Annotated in this window: 16 protein-coding genes; 5 read left to right on the plus strand and 11 right to left on the minus strand. The window is 70.0% G+C overall.

What is annotated here, in order from left to right:
- Positions 1-29: 29 nt before the first annotated feature.
- Complete coding sequence (gene mdoH / locus MHA02_RS04525) at positions 30-1,919, minus strand: glucans biosynthesis glucosyltransferase MdoH (protein WP_147076948.1); 1,890 nt, start codon at positions 1,917-1,919, stop codon at positions 30-32.
- Positions 1,920-2,124: 205 nt separating this feature from the next.
- Here mdoH and MHA02_RS04530 point away from each other — a divergent pair, with 205 nt between their 5' ends.
- Together MHA02_RS04530 and panC are read left to right on the plus strand one after the other, a co-directional pair.
- The gene (locus tag MHA02_RS04530) at positions 2,125-3,648 is read left to right on the plus strand and encodes an OpgD/OpgG family glucan biosynthesis protein (protein ID WP_147076950.1); all 1,524 of its coding nucleotides are present in this window, start codon (positions 2,125-2,127) and stop codon (positions 3,646-3,648) included.
- A gap of 47 nt (positions 3,649-3,695) precedes the next feature.
- Entirely contained in the window at positions 3,696-4,562 is an 867-nt protein-coding gene (gene panC / locus MHA02_RS04535) for a pantoate--beta-alanine ligase (RefSeq protein WP_170249017.1), read from the plus strand.
- Between the two features lie 4 nt (positions 4,563-4,566).
- On the opposite strand, the gene MHA02_RS04540 is transcribed toward panC, so the two are convergent.
- The 7 genes from MHA02_RS04540 to MHA02_RS04570 form a co-directional block, all read right to left on the minus strand.
- Entirely contained in the window at positions 4,567-5,823 is a 1,257-nt protein-coding gene (locus MHA02_RS04540) for an extracellular catalytic domain type 1 short-chain-length polyhydroxyalkanoate depolymerase (RefSeq protein ID WP_147076952.1), read from the minus strand.
- An 81-nt stretch (positions 5,824-5,904) separates the two neighbouring features.
- Positions 5,905-6,312, minus strand: coding sequence for a ribbon-helix-helix domain-containing protein (locus MHA02_RS04545; protein ID WP_147076953.1), 408 nt, complete (start codon positions 6,310-6,312; stop codon positions 5,905-5,907).
- 94 nt (positions 6,313-6,406) lie between these two features.
- Positions 6,407-7,612, minus strand: a complete 1,206-nt coding sequence (locus MHA02_RS04550) for a TMEM43 family protein (protein WP_147076955.1) — start codon at positions 7,610-7,612, stop codon at positions 6,407-6,409.
- Positions 7,613-7,786: 174 nt separating this feature from the next.
- Positions 7,787-8,161, minus strand: a complete 375-nt coding sequence (locus tag MHA02_RS22585) for a hypothetical protein (protein ID WP_238180191.1) — start codon at positions 8,159-8,161, stop codon at positions 7,787-7,789.
- Between the two features lie 248 nt (positions 8,162-8,409).
- Positions 8,410-9,300 (minus strand): YdcF family protein, encoded by an 891-nt coding sequence (locus tag MHA02_RS04560; protein ID WP_373318338.1) that lies wholly within the window; start codon positions 9,298-9,300, stop codon positions 8,410-8,412.
- Between the two features lie 110 nt (positions 9,301-9,410).
- Positions 9,411-10,382, minus strand: a complete 972-nt coding sequence (locus MHA02_RS04565) for a cell division protein FtsX (RefSeq protein ID WP_147076957.1) — start codon at positions 10,380-10,382, stop codon at positions 9,411-9,413.
- The gene (locus MHA02_RS04570) at positions 10,382-11,017 is read right to left on the minus strand and encodes a cell division ATP-binding protein FtsE (RefSeq protein ID WP_238180195.1); all 636 of its coding nucleotides are present in this window, start codon (positions 11,015-11,017) and stop codon (positions 10,382-10,384) included. The genes MHA02_RS04565 and MHA02_RS04570 overlap by 1 nt, the downstream gene beginning before the upstream one ends.
- Positions 11,018-11,275: 258 nt before the next feature.
- On the opposite strand from MHA02_RS04570, the gene MHA02_RS04575 reads away from it, so the two are divergent.
- The 3 genes from MHA02_RS04575 (at position 11,276) to MHA02_RS04585 (ending at position 13,248) form a co-directional block, all read left to right on the plus strand.
- Positions 11,276-12,073 (plus strand): zinc-ribbon domain-containing protein, encoded by a 798-nt coding sequence (locus MHA02_RS04575; RefSeq protein WP_147076961.1) that lies wholly within the window; start codon positions 11,276-11,278, stop codon positions 12,071-12,073.
- Positions 12,074-12,130: 57 nt separating this feature from the next.
- Complete coding sequence (gene hpt, locus MHA02_RS04580) at positions 12,131-12,700, plus strand: hypoxanthine phosphoribosyltransferase (protein ID WP_147076963.1); 570 nt, start codon at positions 12,131-12,133, stop codon at positions 12,698-12,700.
- Positions 12,701-12,882: 182 nt separating this feature from the next.
- Entirely contained in the window at positions 12,883-13,248 is a 366-nt protein-coding gene (locus tag MHA02_RS04585; protein WP_147076965.1) for a response regulator, read from the plus strand.
- Between the two features lie 130 nt (positions 13,249-13,378).
- Here MHA02_RS04585 and ggt read toward each other — a convergent pair whose 3' ends face one another.
- The 3 genes from ggt to MHA02_RS04600 form a co-directional block, all read right to left on the minus strand.
- On the minus strand, positions 13,379-15,136 hold the full coding sequence (gene ggt / locus MHA02_RS04590) for a gamma-glutamyltransferase (RefSeq protein WP_147076967.1): 1,758 nt from the start codon (positions 15,134-15,136) through the stop codon (positions 13,379-13,381).
- A 141-nt stretch (positions 15,137-15,277) separates the two neighbouring features.
- A complete protein-coding gene (locus tag MHA02_RS04595; RefSeq protein ID WP_147076969.1) occupies positions 15,278-16,153 on the minus strand; it encodes a transporter in 876 nt (291 codons plus the stop codon).
- A 411-nt stretch (positions 16,154-16,564) separates the two neighbouring features.
- On the minus strand, positions 16,565-17,440 hold the full coding sequence (locus MHA02_RS04600; RefSeq protein WP_147076971.1) for an SDR family oxidoreductase: 876 nt from the start codon (positions 17,438-17,440) through the stop codon (positions 16,565-16,567).
- Between the last annotated feature and the right edge of the window lie 49 nt (positions 17,441-17,489).

Here is a 17,489-nt window from a genome sequence, read left to right on the forward strand (position 1 = left end):
TGGGTGGGGCGGAGGGAATGCGAGCGATCTCAGCGCGACGAAGGCGCGTCGACTGCCGGGATCCACACGCCCGGACCCGTCGTCCCGGCCGGGGCCGGCACGGGCAGCCGGCCGTGGTGCAGTTCGGCGAGTTCGCGGGCCGGCCGGGTGTCGTCCTCGGTGAGGAAGAGGCCACGGGCCTTCGAGCGGAGACCCAGCGTGCTGCTGCTGGTCAGCACGCTCTGGGCCGGGCTCGCGAGCAGCGCCAAGGCGACCGGCCCCATCCAGAGCGCCAGCCACGGGTCGGCGGCGTAGGCCAGCAGCGCGGTGAGTGCGAGGCCGACGACGATCCCGTCGCTCTGCAGGCGGCAGGCCTCGCGCCACGGCACGCGGCGGTCGTCGCGGGCCTGGGAATCCCAGCGGACCACGCGGCCGGCGAGCGTCGTCAGCACGGCGCCGGAGGCGAACAAGGCCATCACCGGCCAGAGCAGGATCCAGGTGACCTGCTCGATCGCGGCGCTCTTGAGCAGGGAGCCGGTTCCGCCGAAGGCACTGCGGCGCTCGGGCGAGGCGAGCACGTAGCCGAGGCTCAGGAGCTTCGGCAGCGCCATCACCGTCAGGACGAGGGCGGCGAGGATGTGGGCGGCCGCCGTGCTGCCGGTCAGCCCGTAGCCGAGGAGGCCGAGGTCTCCGGTGCGCACCGCCTGGACCGTTCCGAGCGCCAGGAAGGCGACCCAGACCGGATAGGCGAGATACATCAGGATGCCGACGGTCATGTGCCAGCGGCTCGCCCAGCCGAACCCCTTCATCGGTGCGACCCGCCCGTGCTGCAGGTTGCCCTGGCACCAGCGTCGGTCCCGACCGAGGAGGTCGATCAGGTTCGTCGGCATCTCCTCCCAGGTGCCGCCCATCTCCGGCAGGAGATGCACGTCCCAGCCGGCCCGGCGCAGCAGGGCACCCTCGACGATGTCGTGACAGAGGATCTCGCCGCCCAGCGGAGCCTTGCCCGACAGAACCGGAAGCTCCGCGTTCTGCGCGAAGGCGGCGATGCGCAGGATCGCGTTATGACCCCAGTACGAGCCGTCCGGCCCCTGCCAGGTCTCGAGGCAGCGGAGCGAGAGCGGCGCGTAGAGCCGCACGGCGAATTGTTGGATGCGGGCGAACAGCGTGTCGCGGCCGGCGGCGTAGGACACGGTCTGGATCAGCCCGGCCCGCGCATTCTCCTCCATCAGCCGTGCGAGGCGGCGCATGGTGGCGCCGGTCATCAGACTGTCGGCGTCGAGCACGATCATGAAGTCGTATGCGTCGCCGTGGCTGTGGCAGAACTCGGCGATGTTGCCGGCCTTCCGCCCGAGGTTCTTGTCGCGCCGGCGGTAGCGGATCGTCGGCATGCCGTGGCCTTCCGACTCGGCCCAGGCCTGGATGCGCGAGAACTCGTGCTCCTCGACGGCGCTGACCGCGCCCTCGCGGGTGTCGGACAGGACGAACAGGTCGATGTCGGAGCCGTCGCCGCCCTCGCGCTGGAGCGAGCGCGCCATGACGCGGACCGCGGCGAAGACCGCGATCGGGTCCTCGGCGTGGATCGCGACGACCGCCGCCGTGCGCGACCGGCCTGTGGCACGCGGGGCGATCGTCTCCGAGCGGCGCTCCAGCGCCGACTTCACCCGGTCGCCCATCAGCGCGGCGGCGAGCCCGTAGACGTATTGCCAGGCCGTGAACACCTGCCAGGCCATGGCCAGCACGAACAGGACGAGGACGCTCCAGGCGAGCGCGCCCACCGGCACGCCGAAGGCGGAGACAGCCGCCCAGGCGATCGCCGCGGTGGTCGCGAGCGTCGGCAAGGCGAGCGCGAGGCGGCGCAGCAGGAACGAAGGGCGCCCGGCGTCGTTGGGGGCCGGTCCCTCGACCCCGGGAGCTTCGTGCGACAAAGGTGAGGACATGCGGGTCGCGAGGGCTCGATGAAAGACCGGGACCACCCGCCCGGATCAGGAGGATGGATTGCGTGAGCGCCCCGAGACTGCTTCGGCCCGGACAGACGGGTCCCGGGAGGCTCGCTTCTCGCGGCGAGGATTGTTGCGGACGTCGCTCGCGTCGGCCGCAGGCGTGCTTCTGCCTAGTGCGTTCGACCTGAATGGTGCCAGAACGATGGCGCAGAATGCCGCTCCCCCTCTTCCGGAGATTCCGGCGACCTACGAAAGCTTCGTCGAGCGCGCGAAGTCTCTCGCCGGCCAGACTTATCGCCCGGCGCCCGAGGACCTGCCGCAGGAGCTCGCGGCCCTGAACTACGATGCCTACCAGCGCATCGTCTTCCGGCCCGAGAAGACGGTTCGTCTCGGCAATCGCTTCTCGCTGCAGCCCTTCCACCGCGGCTTCCTGCAGCGCAAACGCGTCGACATCGCCCTGCAGGCCGCCGACGGGTCGTCGCGGCGGCTCGACTACGATGCAGCGCTGTTCGATCTCGGGCCGGCCCTCCAGGGGCGGACGTTTCCGCCGTCGCTCGGCTATGCCGGCTTCCGGCTGAACTTCGGGTTCGACCCCGCCAACCCCGCTGCCCAGGAGGAATTCCTGGTCTTCCTCGGCGCCTCGTATTTTCGCCTGCGCGGCAAGGGCCAAGTCTACGGCCTCTCGGCACGGGGCGTGGCGGTGAACACCTTCGGCCCGGGTACGGAAGAATTTCCGGATTTCACGGCGTTTCGGATCCTCGAACCGAGCGAAAACTCCGAAAACATCACCATCTTGGCGCTGCTCGACGGGCCGAGCCTGTCGGGCGCCTACCGCTTCGTGGTGACGCCGGGCGATCCCGCCCACATCGCCGTCAGCGCGTCGCTGCATCCGCGCCGCGAGATCGCGCGGCTCGGACTGGCGCCGCTGACCAGCATGTTCCTGCACGGGGAGAACGGCGCGGGCGCGCGGGGTGCCGAGCCGTTCGACGACTTCCGCCCCCAGGTTCACGATTCCGACGGCCTCGTGGTGGAGACGGCGGGCGACCGGCTCTGGCGGCCCCTCGTCAACGGGCGCAGGACCACCGCCATCTCGGCTTTCGAGACGAAGCCGCTGCAGGGCTTCGGCCTGCTCCAGCGCGACCGGCGCTTTGCCGATTACTTGGATGTCCAGGCCCGCCACGAGGACCGGCCGGGGCTCTGGGTGAAGCCGGAGGCCGGAAGCGCGGCCTTCGCGTCCGGCGCGGTACAGCTCTTCGAGATCCCGACCCGAGAAGAATACACCGACAACATCGTCGCCGCCTTCGTGCCTACGGCGAAGGTCGTTCCGGGCCAGCCGCTCGATCTCGCCTACGGCCTGACCACGGTCGGCGCCGAGCCGGTTTCCCTGCTGCCGGGGTCGCCCGCCCGCGTGGTCTCGACCCGCGTCGGCTCGGCCGAGCGCCTGCGCCCGACCAATCCGCCGAGCCCGCAGCGCCGCCTCTACGTCATCGACTTCGCGGGCGAAGGCCTGCCCACCGACCCGAACGCGCAGATCGACGTCGCCCTCTCGGCCAGCGCCGGCGCCTTCGTCGATCCCTTCACTGAGCGGGTCCCCCAGACCGGCGGCTGGCGCCTCTATGCCGAATACCGCCCGCCGAACCCGCTCCCGCCCGGCGACGTCGTGTTGCGTGCGCGGCTCTCGCATGCGGGCCGGGCGATCACCGAGACCTGGGATGCGGTGGCGTAGGCGGAGCTCCACGCCTACATCGGCGGCCGAGACAGGAGCCGTCCCCCGTGCCCACCACGATCCCCGTCGTCTTCGAAGCCGTCGATCCGCTGCGCCGTCAGGTCCGCGCGTGGCGGAGTGCGGGCGACACCATCGTGCTCGTGCCGACCATGGGCGCGCTGCACGAGGGCCACCGCGCCCTCGTCGCCTACGCCAAGACCAACCTCGGCCGGCGGGTGGTGGCGAGCATCTTCGTGAACCCGACCCAGTTCGGGCCGACCGAGGACTTTTCGCGGTATCCGCGCGACGTCGCCGCCGATCTCGCGGCGCTCGGCGAAGCCGGTGCGGATGCGGCCTACGTGCCGGGCGCCGAGACGATGTACCCGGAGGGCTTTGCCAGCCGGATCGAACTCGACAGTCCGTCCGAGGGCCTGTGCGGCGCGTTTCGCCCCGGCCACTTCTCGGGCGTCGCCACGGTGGTGACGAAGCTCATCAACCAGGCCCAGCCCGACATCGCGCTCTTCGGCGAGAAGGACTTTCAGCAGCTCCAGGTCATCCGCCGGGTCACCCGCGACCTCGACATGCCCGTGGCGATCGCCGGCATGCCGACGCTGCGGGAGGCGGACGGCCTCGCCCTGTCCTCGCGCAACCGCTACCTCAGCGCGGCCGAACGCGCCGTGGCGCCGCGCCTGCACGCGGTGCTCGCGTCGATTGCAAAGGACCTCGCGGCGGGTGGCGAGGCCGGTCCGCTCGTTGCGGACGGTCTCGCCACGCTGGAGGCCGCGGGCTTCGGGCCGGTGCAGTATCTGGAGGTGCGCGACGCCGAGACGCTGAGCCCGGTCGCACGGGTCGAGCGGCCAGCCCGCGTGCTGGTGGCGGCCTATCTCGGCAGGACCCGGCTCATCGACAACGTCGCCGTCGCGCCGGGCGCCTGACCGTTCAGTGCCGCAACGCGCCGAGCCTGTGCTCCGCGAAGAAGTCGAGCATGGCGCGGGAGGCGTCGGGGCCGAGGGGGTCGGTGTAGCTGCTCGTCTTGCTGCCGCCGGACCAGGCGTGGCCCGCGCCGTCGATACGCCAGGACTCGACCTGGACGCGCCCCTGCCCGTCCGCATAGCGCGTGCGGGCGTAGCGGTGGCCGCCGGGTTGCGTGCCGCTCTCGCGGCGGGGTGACAATCCGGCAATTCCGGCCTGGGCCAGCACCTCGTCGCCGTTCTTCGGGTTCACGGTGGCGTCGTTCGCACCGTGGAAGACGATGGTCGGCACGCGCACCGCATCGCTCGCCTGCCCCGTGCCGAAGCCCGAGCCTCCGCCGGGCTGCTCGGCGCCCGGCGCCCCGGCCCGCATCGCCATCAGGGCGGAGGGCAGGTCGCGGGCGCAGCCGGCCGCCAGCCCCGAATGGACCCCGACGCCCGCGAAGAGGTCCGGATAGGCTCGGGCTACGTTGACCGCCTTGGCACCGCCGGCCGACAGGCCCGCGATGTAGACCCGCGACGGATCGATCGGGTGCTCGGCGAGAATCGCACGGGTGAGCCCGGCGATGATGCCGGATTCGCCGCGCTCGCGGCCCTGGTCGTTGGGCTGGAACCAGTTCCAGCACTTCTGGGCGTTGGCGCCTTGGATCTGGCGCGGATAGGCGACGTAGATGCCGTCCTGCTGCGCCAGTTCGTTCATGCGGGTGCCTGCGGCGAAGTCGTCGGGCGACTGGGTGCAGCCGTGCAGCATCACCACGAGGGGGCGCGGTCCCGTCTGTCCCGTGGGAATGAACAGCTTGTAGTCCCGCGTGCCGGCGGCGTTCGAAAAGCTGCGCTCGACGAAGCGCGGATCGCTCGGACCGCGGCGTTCCGGTTGCGTTCCGGGAAGGTCGAAGCCGCCCAGGCCCTTCGAGAGCGGAGCGAGGCCGCGCAGGCCCTTGAGCACCTGACCGAGCCCCTCGCGCAGGCCCTTGGGCAGGATCGCGGCGTGCGTGTCGGCATCCATCGGCTCGGGCCGGGTCGCCTGCGCCCTGAACGTGCCGGTCTCGTCGGCGACGAGATCGATGGTCGGCGACGTCTGGCCGTCGGTTCGGGATGCGGGCGTCCGCTCCGAAAAACCCCGCTGGAGCAGCGCGGTGGCTTCCTGCAGCTTGCCCGACTGCGTGAGGCGGGCCGCTTCCGTCAAATCCGAAATGTTCGGCATCGTGAAGGCATGGTCGGTCATCGGAATCGCTTTCTGCGAAGGCCCGACACGCCGCCCCGAGGCGCGCGTCATCGGGTGATGAAGGGAAAACCGCGAACAGAATCAGCGGAGGCGGTCGGCCAGGGCTGCGCGGACGGCCGGGCTCGCCTGGAGGCTGCCGAGCACTTCGATCGAGGCGATGGTGGCGCGGGCGAGGTCCGCCGGCACGTCGGCGGCGATCACGGCGAGGCCGAGCACCCGGATGTCGAGCATCTCGCCGGCCGCCTGCACGGTCTCGAGATCGGCCCGCCGGAAGTGCCGCAGCCCGAGCTCGACCCTCTTGCGGGCCACCGACTGCCGCGTGACGTCGGCATGCCGCTCGACCTGGTTGCGGATCGCCGTGCGGATGAAGTCGCTGCGGTTGGCATAGACGCCCTCCGACACGAGCAAGTCGATATGCCCGAGATCGACATAGCCGAGATTGATCGTGATCTTCTCGGTGTCGCCAGCCTTGGTGGCCGCCTGTCTCATCGAACCATCTCCTGACCATCCGTCTGGATGGTATATGGAGGGCCTATGCTGCGTTGCAACCCCGGCGGAGCGTGCCTCCGCCGCGGCAGGATCCTCAGGCCGGAGCCAACCGGGCGGGGCTGCGGCGGCGCAGGCGCAGCTGCCGGAAGGCCAGGGCCAGCACGACGGCGCCGGCGATGATGCCGCCGGCGAGCAAGGGCCGGTAGACGAACCAGGCGATGGCCATCACCGTCGGCCCGACCACCAGGGTGGCGACGAGGGCGACGAGGAACGTCGCGCCGCCGACGAGGCTGCCGAGGATCGGCACGTAGCTCGCCAGGATGTTCACCGGCGCGAACAGCATGACGAAGCCGACCAGCAGGAACAGCAGCGCGACGGCCCGGATGATCCAGGTGAACAGCCGGTTGTCGTCCTGGCCCATCTGCACGACGGCGTCGGCCGAGTGGGTGCCGGTATAGCCGAGCAGGATCTCCTGGCCGTTGCTGGCGCGGTAGGCTTCGAGCCCACCCGGCTCCTGCCGCCCGATGAAGGAAGCCGGCCCCTCGGGGACGATCTTGTAGGTGATGCGCATGTCGCCGACACGCGGGCTGTCGGGGCTCTCGCCGGCATAATAGCCGCCCCCGCTCGCCTGCACCGGCCGGCCGAGCGCCTTCTTCGCGGTCGCGACGCCCGCTTCGTCGACGGGGGTGTCCTCGGCCCCGCCGAGCAGCAGCACGGCCTTGGCGCCCACCGGAACCGCCCCGACCATCGCGTCGGCAGCGCCGAAGTCGCGGCTCTTGAGGGTGAAGGCCGGGTTCTGGTGGCCCGAGGGCGCGTGGAAGCTGCCGGAGGAGACTGCGCTCGACGACCACTCGCGGGAATAGGTGAACTTGCGGTCCTGGCCCGAGCCGGATTCCTTCTCGTGCCACTGGTACATCTCGACGTTGCGCGAGAGCTTCAGCCCCTTTGCCTTCACGCCGAGCGCGTCGTCGGCGACGCCCTTGGCGCTCGCCGTCGGCCCTGAGACTTGAATGAGTTTGTCGTTATAGGCCGGGTCGAGCCGGTCCGCTGGGACCGAGTGGACCAGCCGCCCGACCTCGTCGAGGGCGCGGGCGACCTTCACCGCATGGCCCTCGTTCCAGAACAGGCCGGCGCAGGCCAGCGGGATCAGGATGAGGCCGACGACGAGGGCGCCGATGCTGTCGCCGAGCCGGGCGCCGATGCCCTGGGGCGCGGCGACCTCGTCGGCGCCGCTGGCGAGCGCGGAGCCCAGTGTTTCGTCACCGCTCGTGGAATCGAAGGTCCACTCGTCGTCCGCCATGTCATCCCCCGGTCCGCCGTAGTCTCGACGGTCGAGACAAGCCTAGCAGGGGCCGCGGGCGCCTTCGATACTGAATTTCGGCGCTACGTCGTCTTGGGACCGGAAAAGACACCGGCATCAGACGTCCGAATTGCAATCCCCGGATGTTCTTGGGGGGCGCTCGCTACCGCAAGCTCAGTTGAGATAAGCGCGGATCGCGACGGGGGCGAGCATCTCGCCGTCTTCGGTGACGATCCAGGGCTGCTTGGTCGGGTCGGCCAGCACCTGCGCTGCGGCGCTCAGCGCTTCGCGCAGGCTCGCGTAATGCGTCGAGACCGCCCGTGCCGCGTCGCCCGCGAAAGCTGGCCACACGGCGAGATCGGCCGGCCGTTCGAGCGCTTCGGTTTCCATCACGTCCATCCTTCCCGTCGCGGGATTTTCTGGGTTCGCCCTGCGCCGGATATTCGATGCAGCGGCGCCCGACCCGATGACCATCGTCCCCGGCTCTTGAATGCGCGGTGACGTCGGCAGCAGGCCTTCGTTCAGAATCGTATTGTTGCACTGCAGCATAAACAAAAGATGTGCACCATCGCACGTCGGCGTCTCACGCGCCCCGCCCGGAGGGGGCTGGCGATGCCGTAATCCGATCCGGCATCTCGGCGTGGCGATGTCTCGGAGCTTTCAGATGCTGGTGCCGCTCGTCTCGCGCCGTCGGCGTGGCACCCATCGGGCTGCGGGATCACCGTCCGCTACGCCGCAGGCGTCTGAGATGGGACTGTAGCTTCTGGCGGATCGGCCGGACACGGTCCGCGCCGCGCTCAGTTCGCCGCGTGCAAATGCGGCTCGGCCACCATGCGCACCGGCGCCTTCGAGGGCTTGCCGCGTCCGATCAGCACCGCGAAGTGGGATTGCTCGGGATCGCCCTCGATCCGGGTGCGCAGCCAGGCGGCGAGAAACTTGACGTATTCGGCCCCGACGAGACGGGCGACGGCGGGGTCCTGCCACCAGCGGCCGATCTCGAACCCATCCGTGACGACCGGGTAGGGCACCACCGCCTCGCCGTCGGTGAGGGCGTGCTCGATCTCCACCAGGGTGCGCGGCATGTGGTAGTTCGAGGTCACCACAGCGATCGTCTCGAAGCGGTTGCGGCGCATCCAGCGCCGGGTCTCGATGGCGTTGCCGATGGTGTTGCGCGCCCGGTAGTCGAGGTCGACACAGCAATCGATCCAGCGGCCCTGGCTCGGATTCAACCGCGCAATCTCCTCGCGGCTGGTGCGCTCGTTGACCCCGGAGATCAGCAGCCGGCGTCCGTAGCCCCCGGCCAGCAGCTCGATCGCGTCGCCGACGCGCTGGGCGCCACCGGTCAGCGCGACGATGCCGTCGGCGCGGCCGCTCGGCCGCCGCTCCATCCGCTCGATCGTCGCCACGAACGCGAGAAACCCGCCGAACAGCGCGACCGCTCCGAGCGCGCCCGCGCCGAAGAGCGCGCGCCGGACGAAGCGCAGCCGGGACGGCGGTCGAGGGACGCTCAGGGCCTGCATGTCTCGGTTGCCGTCATGCGCCGGGCGGGCGCGGTCCCGGAAGCCGGCATTCTGCCATGCCCAGCCGACAGCCTCCAAGGCCGCCACCGGGGCGGTAATGCTGAGGTCGCGCGTCCTTATGAGCGTGCGCAGGGTCATCCTCCCGAGCGTAGCCGCGATTGCGGCCATGGAGAGGCGCAAACTCTCCTCCTGCACGGGTTTACGAATGGTTAACGCCATCTGGGGGCGAATCCGCAAGTGCCGCTGCGGACTCGCGAAAACGCGCTCCGATGCCTGGCTCAGTCGAGGAACCGGCGCACGGTGATGCGCGAGACCACGCCGGTGACGACGGAAGCGATCACACCGATGAGGACGATGATGGCGTAGCCGCGCCAGCTGATCTGAAAGGTGCCGAACAGGGCCTCGATCTCGTCGCCGGCCGGCCCGGAGCGCGAGATGCGGGCCAGCACGCCGGCAAGGGCGAAGGCGAGGAGCGCCGCGCCCGCGCCGATGGCGCCGCCGCGCAGGCCGAGGCGGAAGAACCGGCTCTGGAAGGCGCGGGCGATGTAATCGTCGTTGGCGCCGACGAAGTGGAGCACCTCCACCACCTCCTTGTTGCCGGCCATGGCCCCGCGGGTGGCGAAGATCACGGCGAGGCCCGTCGCGGCGAGCACGAGTGCAACGATGCCGATGCCGATTCCGACGAAGGTGTTGGCCATGGTCGAGAGCCGCTGCAGCCAGAGCGCGTGGTCGTCGAGGCTGGCGACGCCGGGCAGCGCCTCGGTCAGGCTTGTCCGCAGGGCCTTGAGGTCGGGCGCCTTGTCGGAGGCGAGCTTGAGGGTGATGAGCCGCGGCACCGGAAGGTCCGAGAGATCGAGGCCGCTGCCGAGCCAGGGTTCGAGCAGACGTTCGGATTCCGCCTTGGTGAAGACCCGCGCCTCGGCGATGCCCGGCGCCGCCTTGGCGATGCCTTCGGCGCGCGAGACGTCGGCGTCGATGTTGCGGCCGGGGCCGGGGCGGACCTGGACGGTGACCTCCTGCGCCACCGCCCCCTGCCACTGCCCCGCGCTCGACGCGACGATCTCGGCCGCGCCTGCGCAGAGCGCGGCGAGGAAGGTGAGGATCGCGATCACCGCGGCGAGCGCCCGGCTCGCGGCGGAATCCGTCGGCACCAGCGGCGCGTTCCGGCGCAGGGTCGGGGGCAACGGCGGTTCTGCAGCCTCGGGCGGCGGAGCGGCGGCGGGGCGAGACGGCGCGCGGGTCTCGGCCATCAGGTTTCGATCCGCAGCCGGCCGTCGCCGAGGACGAGGCGGCGGGCGTCGATCAGGTCCATCAGCCCGAAATCGTGGGTGGCGATCAGCACCGAAGTGCCGAGCTTGTTCAGCTCCATGAACAGCCGGAGCAGGCGCCGCGCCAGCGTCGGGTCGACGTTGCCGGTGGGCTCGTCCGCGAGCAAAAGGTCCGGCCGGGCGATCAGCGCCCGCGCGATCGCCGCACGCTGCTTCTCGCCACCCGAGAGCAGCGGCGGCAGCACGTGCATCCGCTCGCCGAGGCCGACCCAGCGCAGCAACTCGACGACCTCGGCCCGATAGTTGGTCTCGGAGCGGCCCTGGACGCGCAGCGGCAGGGCCACGTTCTCGTAGGTCGTGAGGTGATCGAGAAGTCGAAAGTCCTGGAACACCACGCCCATGCGCCGGCGCAGGCCGGTGAGCGCGTCGCTGGAGATGCCGCTGACCTCCTCGCCGAAGACCGAGACGAGGCCGCGCGTCGGGCGCACCGAGAGCAGGATCAGGCGCAGCAGCGTGGTCTTGCCGGCACCCGAGGGGCCGGTGAGGAACTGGAACGAGCGCGGCGCGATCTCGAAGCTGACATCGGACAAGACCTCCGGCCCCAGGCCGTAGCGCATGCCGACGCTCTCGAAGCGGACCGCCGGCGCCTCCGCGCCGGACAACAGGCTGCCCGTCTTCGTCCCAGCCACGTGTACCCCGCCTCGCACCCCGCCCGCCAAGGCCCGCTCCGTCGCGTGGATCGTTCGCAAGGATCGGATCAGCCGGGCCGGCTTCCGCCCCGTTTCACGGCCGGTTAACCCTGTTCGCGCAACAACCGTTTCGGTCCTTTTTCCGCGCGCGGCAACCCGCCGCCGGAAGTGCCGAACCGATTTGCCATGCTGATCGCCTGCCCGGCCTGCGCCAGCGAGTACGAGATCGAGGGCGTCCTGGTGGGCGCCGAGGGGCGCTCCGTACGCTGCGCCGCCTGCAGCGAGACCTGGTTCGTCGGGCCGGAGAGCGAACAGCCGGACGACGCGGTCGACGCCTGGGAGGCCGCCTTGCACGAGGAGGTCCCGGAGGAGACCGTCGCGGCGCCGAGCCCCGTCATCGACCAACCCGTTCCGCCGCCCCGCAAGGCGAAGGCGAAGCCGTCTCCGAAGACATTGGCCATTCCGCGTCTATCGCCAGCCCTCGCCGCCGGGCTGGCCGTGTTCGCGATCCTGCCGCTGGCCCTGCTCGGCCGGGCCACGGTCGTCCGGGCGATGCCGCGGAGCGCCGGCCTGTTCTCTGCCGTCGGCCTGCCGGTGAACCTGCGTGGCGTCGCGTTTCGCGATGTCACTGCGTTCCGCAATCCGGCCGAGGGTGCGAACCCCACGCAGCTCGTCGTCGAGGGAGACCTCGTCGGCGTCGCCCGCGAGCGCGTCACGGTCGCATCGCTTGAAGTCGAGCTGCGCGATGCCCACGGCCAGTCGGTCTACCGCTGGACGGTCCCGCCCTCGCGCGCCGCACTCGAACCGGGCGAGACGGCACGGTTTCGGGCCAGCCTCTCGGCACCCCCGCCCCACGGCTCTCAGGTGCTGGTGCGCTTCACCGATGCGGACGCTTCGGAGGCCAAGCAGGCGGCGAAGGCCGCCGCTCCTACGGAGCCGGAGAAACCGGCCCCCGCCGCCGATGCGGGGCACGGCCATCACTGAGGCCGTGGCACGGTCGGGCACGCGTGCTATTGAGACGATCCCGACAACGAGGCGTGCATGACCTCTGCTTCCCGACGCGTTCGCGTCCTGTTCGACGAAGCCGCCATCGCGCGGCGCAACGAGGAACTCGCGGCCTCGATCCTCGCTGCCAAGCCGGAAAACCTGCTCGTCGTGGCGGTGCTCAAGGGCAGCTTCATGTTCGCGGCCGACCTGCTGCGCGCGCTGCACCGGGTCGGCCTGTCGCCGCAGGTCGAGTTCGTGCACCTGTCGAGCTACCGCACCGCCACGGTCTCCTCCGGTCAGGTCGAGATTCTTCGCGATGTCCAGAGCGAGGTCAGGGGGCGCGATGTCCTGCTCGTCGACGACATTCTGGAGTCCGGCCGCACCGTCGTGTTCGCCAAGGATCTGCTGATGGCGCGCGGCGCCAAGCGCGTGCTGACCGCGGTTCTGCTCGAAAAGCCCGGCAAGCGCGCCGTGACCATCGACGCGGACTTCGTGGGCTTCACGTGCCCCGACGTGTTCGTCGTCGGCTACGGCATGGATGCGGCCCACGCCTTCCGCCAACTCCCCTTCGTCGGCCTCGTCGACTACGACAGCACCGACCCGGACCTCTTCGGCGGGGCGTAAGCCCGGCCGCCGAGCGGAACGGCCGCGGTTCCTGCACGTTGGCTGCGCGCGTGATCGCGACGACACGTCGCGTCTCACGCCGCTCTTCGCATCGGCCGCAGATGCTTGACAGCCCCGTCGCGTCCGCGCCTGTTTCCTGCGATACCGTTCGGTATCTCCTCCCACGGTTCGACACCATTCCCATGGCGCGCATTCTCCTCGTCGACGACGAGGACACCATCCGCGGTTTTCTCAAGCGCGGGCTCGAGCTCGACGGTCACGCCGTTGTCACCGCGATCGACGGTAGCGACGGGCTCGACCGCCTGTCCGAGGCCTCGGGCGATTTCGACCTGATGCTTACCGACATCCGCATGCCGCTGATGGACGGCATCGCCTTGGCGCTCGCGGCCAAGCGCGACTATCCGGACCTGACGATCCTGCTGATGACCGGCTTCGCCGACCAGCGCGAGCGCGCCCGCGGCCTCGACGCGATCGTTCTGGATGTTCTGACGAAGCCGTTCTCGCTGGCGGATCTGCGCTCGACGGTGAAGCGGGCTCTGGCGGCATAGGACCGGTTGTTCGGCACTCCGGGGCTCGCCGCAGGCGAGAACCCGGAACCCACCCGGCACGCTGCGGCCAGTCCTGGGTTCCGGGTTCCGCTGCGCGGCCCCGGAATGACGATAAGGGTTCTGAATATCGTCAGTACCCCTCGGCCAGCGTCCCCCGCTGACGCTGGTCCGATGCGCCTGCGATCAGGCGCCCATCGAACATCACCGAATTCGCGGAGCCCGAGGGCGCGCCGACCTTCACCTGATAGCCCTGCTGCTTCAGCAGCCCCACCGTGTCGGGCGAGACGCCCTCCTCGACCATCAGCACGTCCGGCTGCCACTGGTGGTGCACCCGCGGCGCGGCGACGGCCTCGGCGAGGTTCATGCGGAAATCGAGCACGTTGACGATCACCTGCAGGACCGTGGTGATGATGCGGCTGCCGCCGGGGCTTCCCGTCACCAGGAAGAGCTTTCCATCGCGAAACACCATGGTCGGCGTCATCGAGGAAAGCGGCCGCGCGCCCGGCGCCACCGCGTTCGCCTCGCCGCCGACGAGCCCGTAGGCGTTGAGCGCGCCGGTCTTGGCGGAAAAGTCGTCCATCTCGTTGTTGAGAAGCACCCCGGTGCCCTCGGCCACCAGCCCGATCCCGTAGGAGAAGTTGAGCGTGTAGGTGTTCGCGACGGCGTTGCCGGCGGAATCCACCACCGAGAAATGCGTGGTCTGGTCGGGCTCGAAGGGCAGCGGGTTGCCGGCCTTGATCTCGGCTGCGGGCCGGGCGCGGCTCGGGTCGATCTGCCGGCGCAGGGTCTCGGCATAGGGTTTGGCGATCAGCCCCGCGACCGGCACCCTGGTGCGCGCCGGGTCGCCGAGCCACGCGGCGCGGTCGGCATAGGCCGGCTTCATCGCCTCGGCCAGCGTATGGATCGCCCGCGCGCTGCCGGTGCCCATCCCGGCGAGATCGTAGCCCTCCAGGATGTTGAGGATCTCGATGAGATGGACGCCCCCGGAGCTCGGCGGCGGCATCGAGACGATCTCGCTGCCGCGATAGGTGCCGCGCACCGGCGTCCGGATCTCGGCCCGGTAGGCGGCGAGGTCGGCCGCCGTCATGATCCCGCCTGCGCCCTGCACCGCCGCCGCGATCCTCTGCGCGATGGCGCCGGTGTAGAACGCGTCCGGTCCGCCCTCGGCGATCGCGTGCAGCGTACCGGCGAGATCGCGCTGCACGAGGTTCGCCCCGCGCTTCAGGACCTGGTCCCCCTGGAAAAAAATCGCGCGGCTCGACGGCCATTGCCCGAGCAGGCCCGAGGCGCGGGGCAGGGAATCGGCAAGGCCCGATTCGACCGGGATGCCCTCGCGCGCCAGGGCTTCCGCCGGCGCGATCAGCTCGGCGAGGCTGAACTTGCCGGAGCCGTAGTGGCGATGCGCCTCGGCGAGGCCGCGCACGGTGCCCGGAACGCCGACCGCCTTGCCCGTGCGGGTCGAGGCGGCCTTGTCGGGCTGGCCGTCGGCGCCGAGGAACATGCCTTCGGTCGCGGCCCCCGGCGCGGTCTCGCGAAAATCGATCGCCACGGTCTCGTTGCGGTCGGCCAGATGCACCAGCATGAAGCCGCCGCCGCCGAGATTGCCCGCCCGCGGCAGGGTCACGGCGAGGGCGAAGCCCACCGCCACCGCCGCATCGACAGCGTTGCCGCCGCGCTTCAGGATGTCGACGCCGATCCGCGTCGCATGCGCCTCCTGCGACGACACCATACCGTGGCTCGCCAGCACCGGAAGGACGCGGGCGTCTTCCGCCTGTAGCGGTGTCGTGCCGAGCGACCCGGGCGTCGGGTCGGCCTGGGCGAGCGCCGGTTCTGCGAGCAGAAGCAGGCAGGCGAGGGAAGCGGCGAGGTGGCGAGTCGCTGACGGCATGTTGGCGACATAGCGCACGGTCTCATGGAGACACGTGTTCGTGGTTCGCATCGCCGCAAACGAGAGCGGCGGACTGCTCCCAGCCCGCCGCCCTGTCGTCAGGATCGATGGCCGCCGCGCCCCGCCCCGGGCGTCCGGCCGTTACGGCTGGTTGCGGGCCAGAAGGCCGCCCATCGGCGCGCCGGGCTCGGCCTGTTTGTAGAGGAAGAAGACGCTGCGCAGCCAGCCGCGGGTGTCGTAGCCACCGTAGTTCCGCTCGATCACGTCGCGTGTCACGTAGGCCTGGATGAAGAAGTCGCCGAAGTTGTAGCCGACGAGGCCGCCGACGGCGACCTGGCCCTGGTGGCGATAGTTCAGCCGGTTCGTCGGCAGGTCGGTCGAGCCGAAGGCGACCGGGCCGATCTCCCACTTGCCGAACTTCTTCGTCGCCGTGACGTCGAGGTTGAGGAAGTCCGGGTAGAAGGCGCCCTGCTTGTTGGTGGCGTCGAGATAGGTTCCGTAGAGGAGGTTGCCCGTCACGTTCCAGCCATCGCCGTTATAGGTGGCGGCGAAGCGCTGCTGGATCGAGCCCTGGTTGATCAGGAACTGCGTATCGATCGGCAGGTAGCCGCCGAGCAGGTAACTGACATTGAAGTTGCCCGAGAGCTTCCAGGCGAGCTGGGCCGCGACCAGCGGCACGCCGATACCGCTCTGGTAGCGCCCGCCGGCCGCGGCCGAGCGGGCCGCCACGACGGGTTGGATGTAGATGAGGTGCAGGCGACCGCCGAAGATGTGGACGCCCGGGACCCAGACGACACCCGGCAGGTTGATGTTGCTCTCGGACTGGACGGGCGAGGTGTCGCGGATGCCGAAGCTCGACGTGTCGAGCAGGATCAGGCCGATCGGCAATTGGGCGCCGGTGGGCAGGCCGAGGGTCTGACCCGGCTGCGCGGCCGAGGCGGCGTGGGCTGCCGTGCCCGTGAAGCTCAGAACGAGCGCACCGAGCGCCGCGACGGTCCTGCGAAATCGAGCCTTCATCCTGCACCACTCCGGGGCTTCAAACCGGCGCCTCGCGGATCCCGAGGCGCACTTGAGCGGTTATCCTTGCCGGAATTCTAAATACATGCACGGACTCAAATGCAGTCGAATTGCTTCAAGTCCAAGGTGTCGCGCAAACGACACGGTCTAAGTTAAATAAAATCTCTGTGTGGTGGAATAAAACCGGAGAGATAGACGTGCTGTGATCGGATACTTGCTTGTCGCTTGCGCTATCTGCCGTGGCGACGGCGAGCCGATAGACGCGGCGCGGGGTCGCATCCGTCAAGAAGTATCCTGAGGCCGTCGAACGATCGCTGCGGCGGTGGATTGTGCGGCAAGCGCCGAAACGGCGCGGTAACAGCCGGGGCAAGACGCGCGGAGCGTGCCCCGATCCCAGCCCGGCGCAGGTATCTAGAAGACGGGCATGGCCCCCGCGACCGTGATCAACGCACCCGACGTGTAGCTGCTCTCCCCGGAGGCGAGCATCACGTAGGCCGAGGCGAGTTCGGCCGGCTGGCCCGGGCGCCCGAACGGTACCTGGTCGCCGAAGGACTTCACCGCGTCCTCGCTCATGCCGCTCGGGATGAACGGCGTCCAGATCGGCCCCGGCAGCACGCCGTTCACACGGATACCCTTCTCGGCCAGTAGCTGCGAGAGGCTGAGGACCATGTTGCTGAGCGCGCCCTTGGTGGCGCTGTAGGCCAGGAGCGTCGGCATCGGGTGCTTCGAATTCACCGAGGAGGTGAAGATCACCGAGGCGCCGGGCTTCAGGTGCGGCAGCGCCGCCTTGGTCACGTAGAACGGGCCGAACACGTTGGTGCGGAAGGTTTTCTCGAAGATCGCGTCCTCGATGGCGTCGAGCCCCTGGTTCGGCTGCTGGAAGGCGGCGTTGTTCACGAGCACGTCCAGGCGACCGAATGTGGAGACCGTGCGTTCGACGATTTCGCGGGCATAGGCCGGATCGGTGATGTCGCCGGGCAGCAGCAGGGCGCGACGGGCCGCCTTTTCGATCCAGGCGCCGACGGCTTCCGCATCCGCCTGCTCCTCGGGCAGGTAGGCGATCGCCACGTCCGCGCCCTCTCGGGCATAGGCGATGGCGACGGCCCGGCCGATGCCGCTGTCGCCGCCGGTGATCAGCGCGGCTTGGCCTTCGAGCTTGCCCGAGCCCCTGTAGCTCGCTTCGCCGTGGTCCGGCTGCGGCGTCATCTTCTCGGTCTTGCCGGGAAAGCTCTGGGGCTGCCCCTCGAAGGGCGGGCGCGGATACTGGTTCAGCGGATCTGTGGTCACGAGGGCCTCCGGTGGAATGCCGCGACAACCATTCGGTCCTCGCGGTGTT

The sequence above is a fragment of the Methylobacterium haplocladii genome (assembly GCF_007992175.1).
GTDB lineage: Bacteria > Pseudomonadota > Alphaproteobacteria > Rhizobiales > Beijerinckiaceae > Methylobacterium > Methylobacterium haplocladii.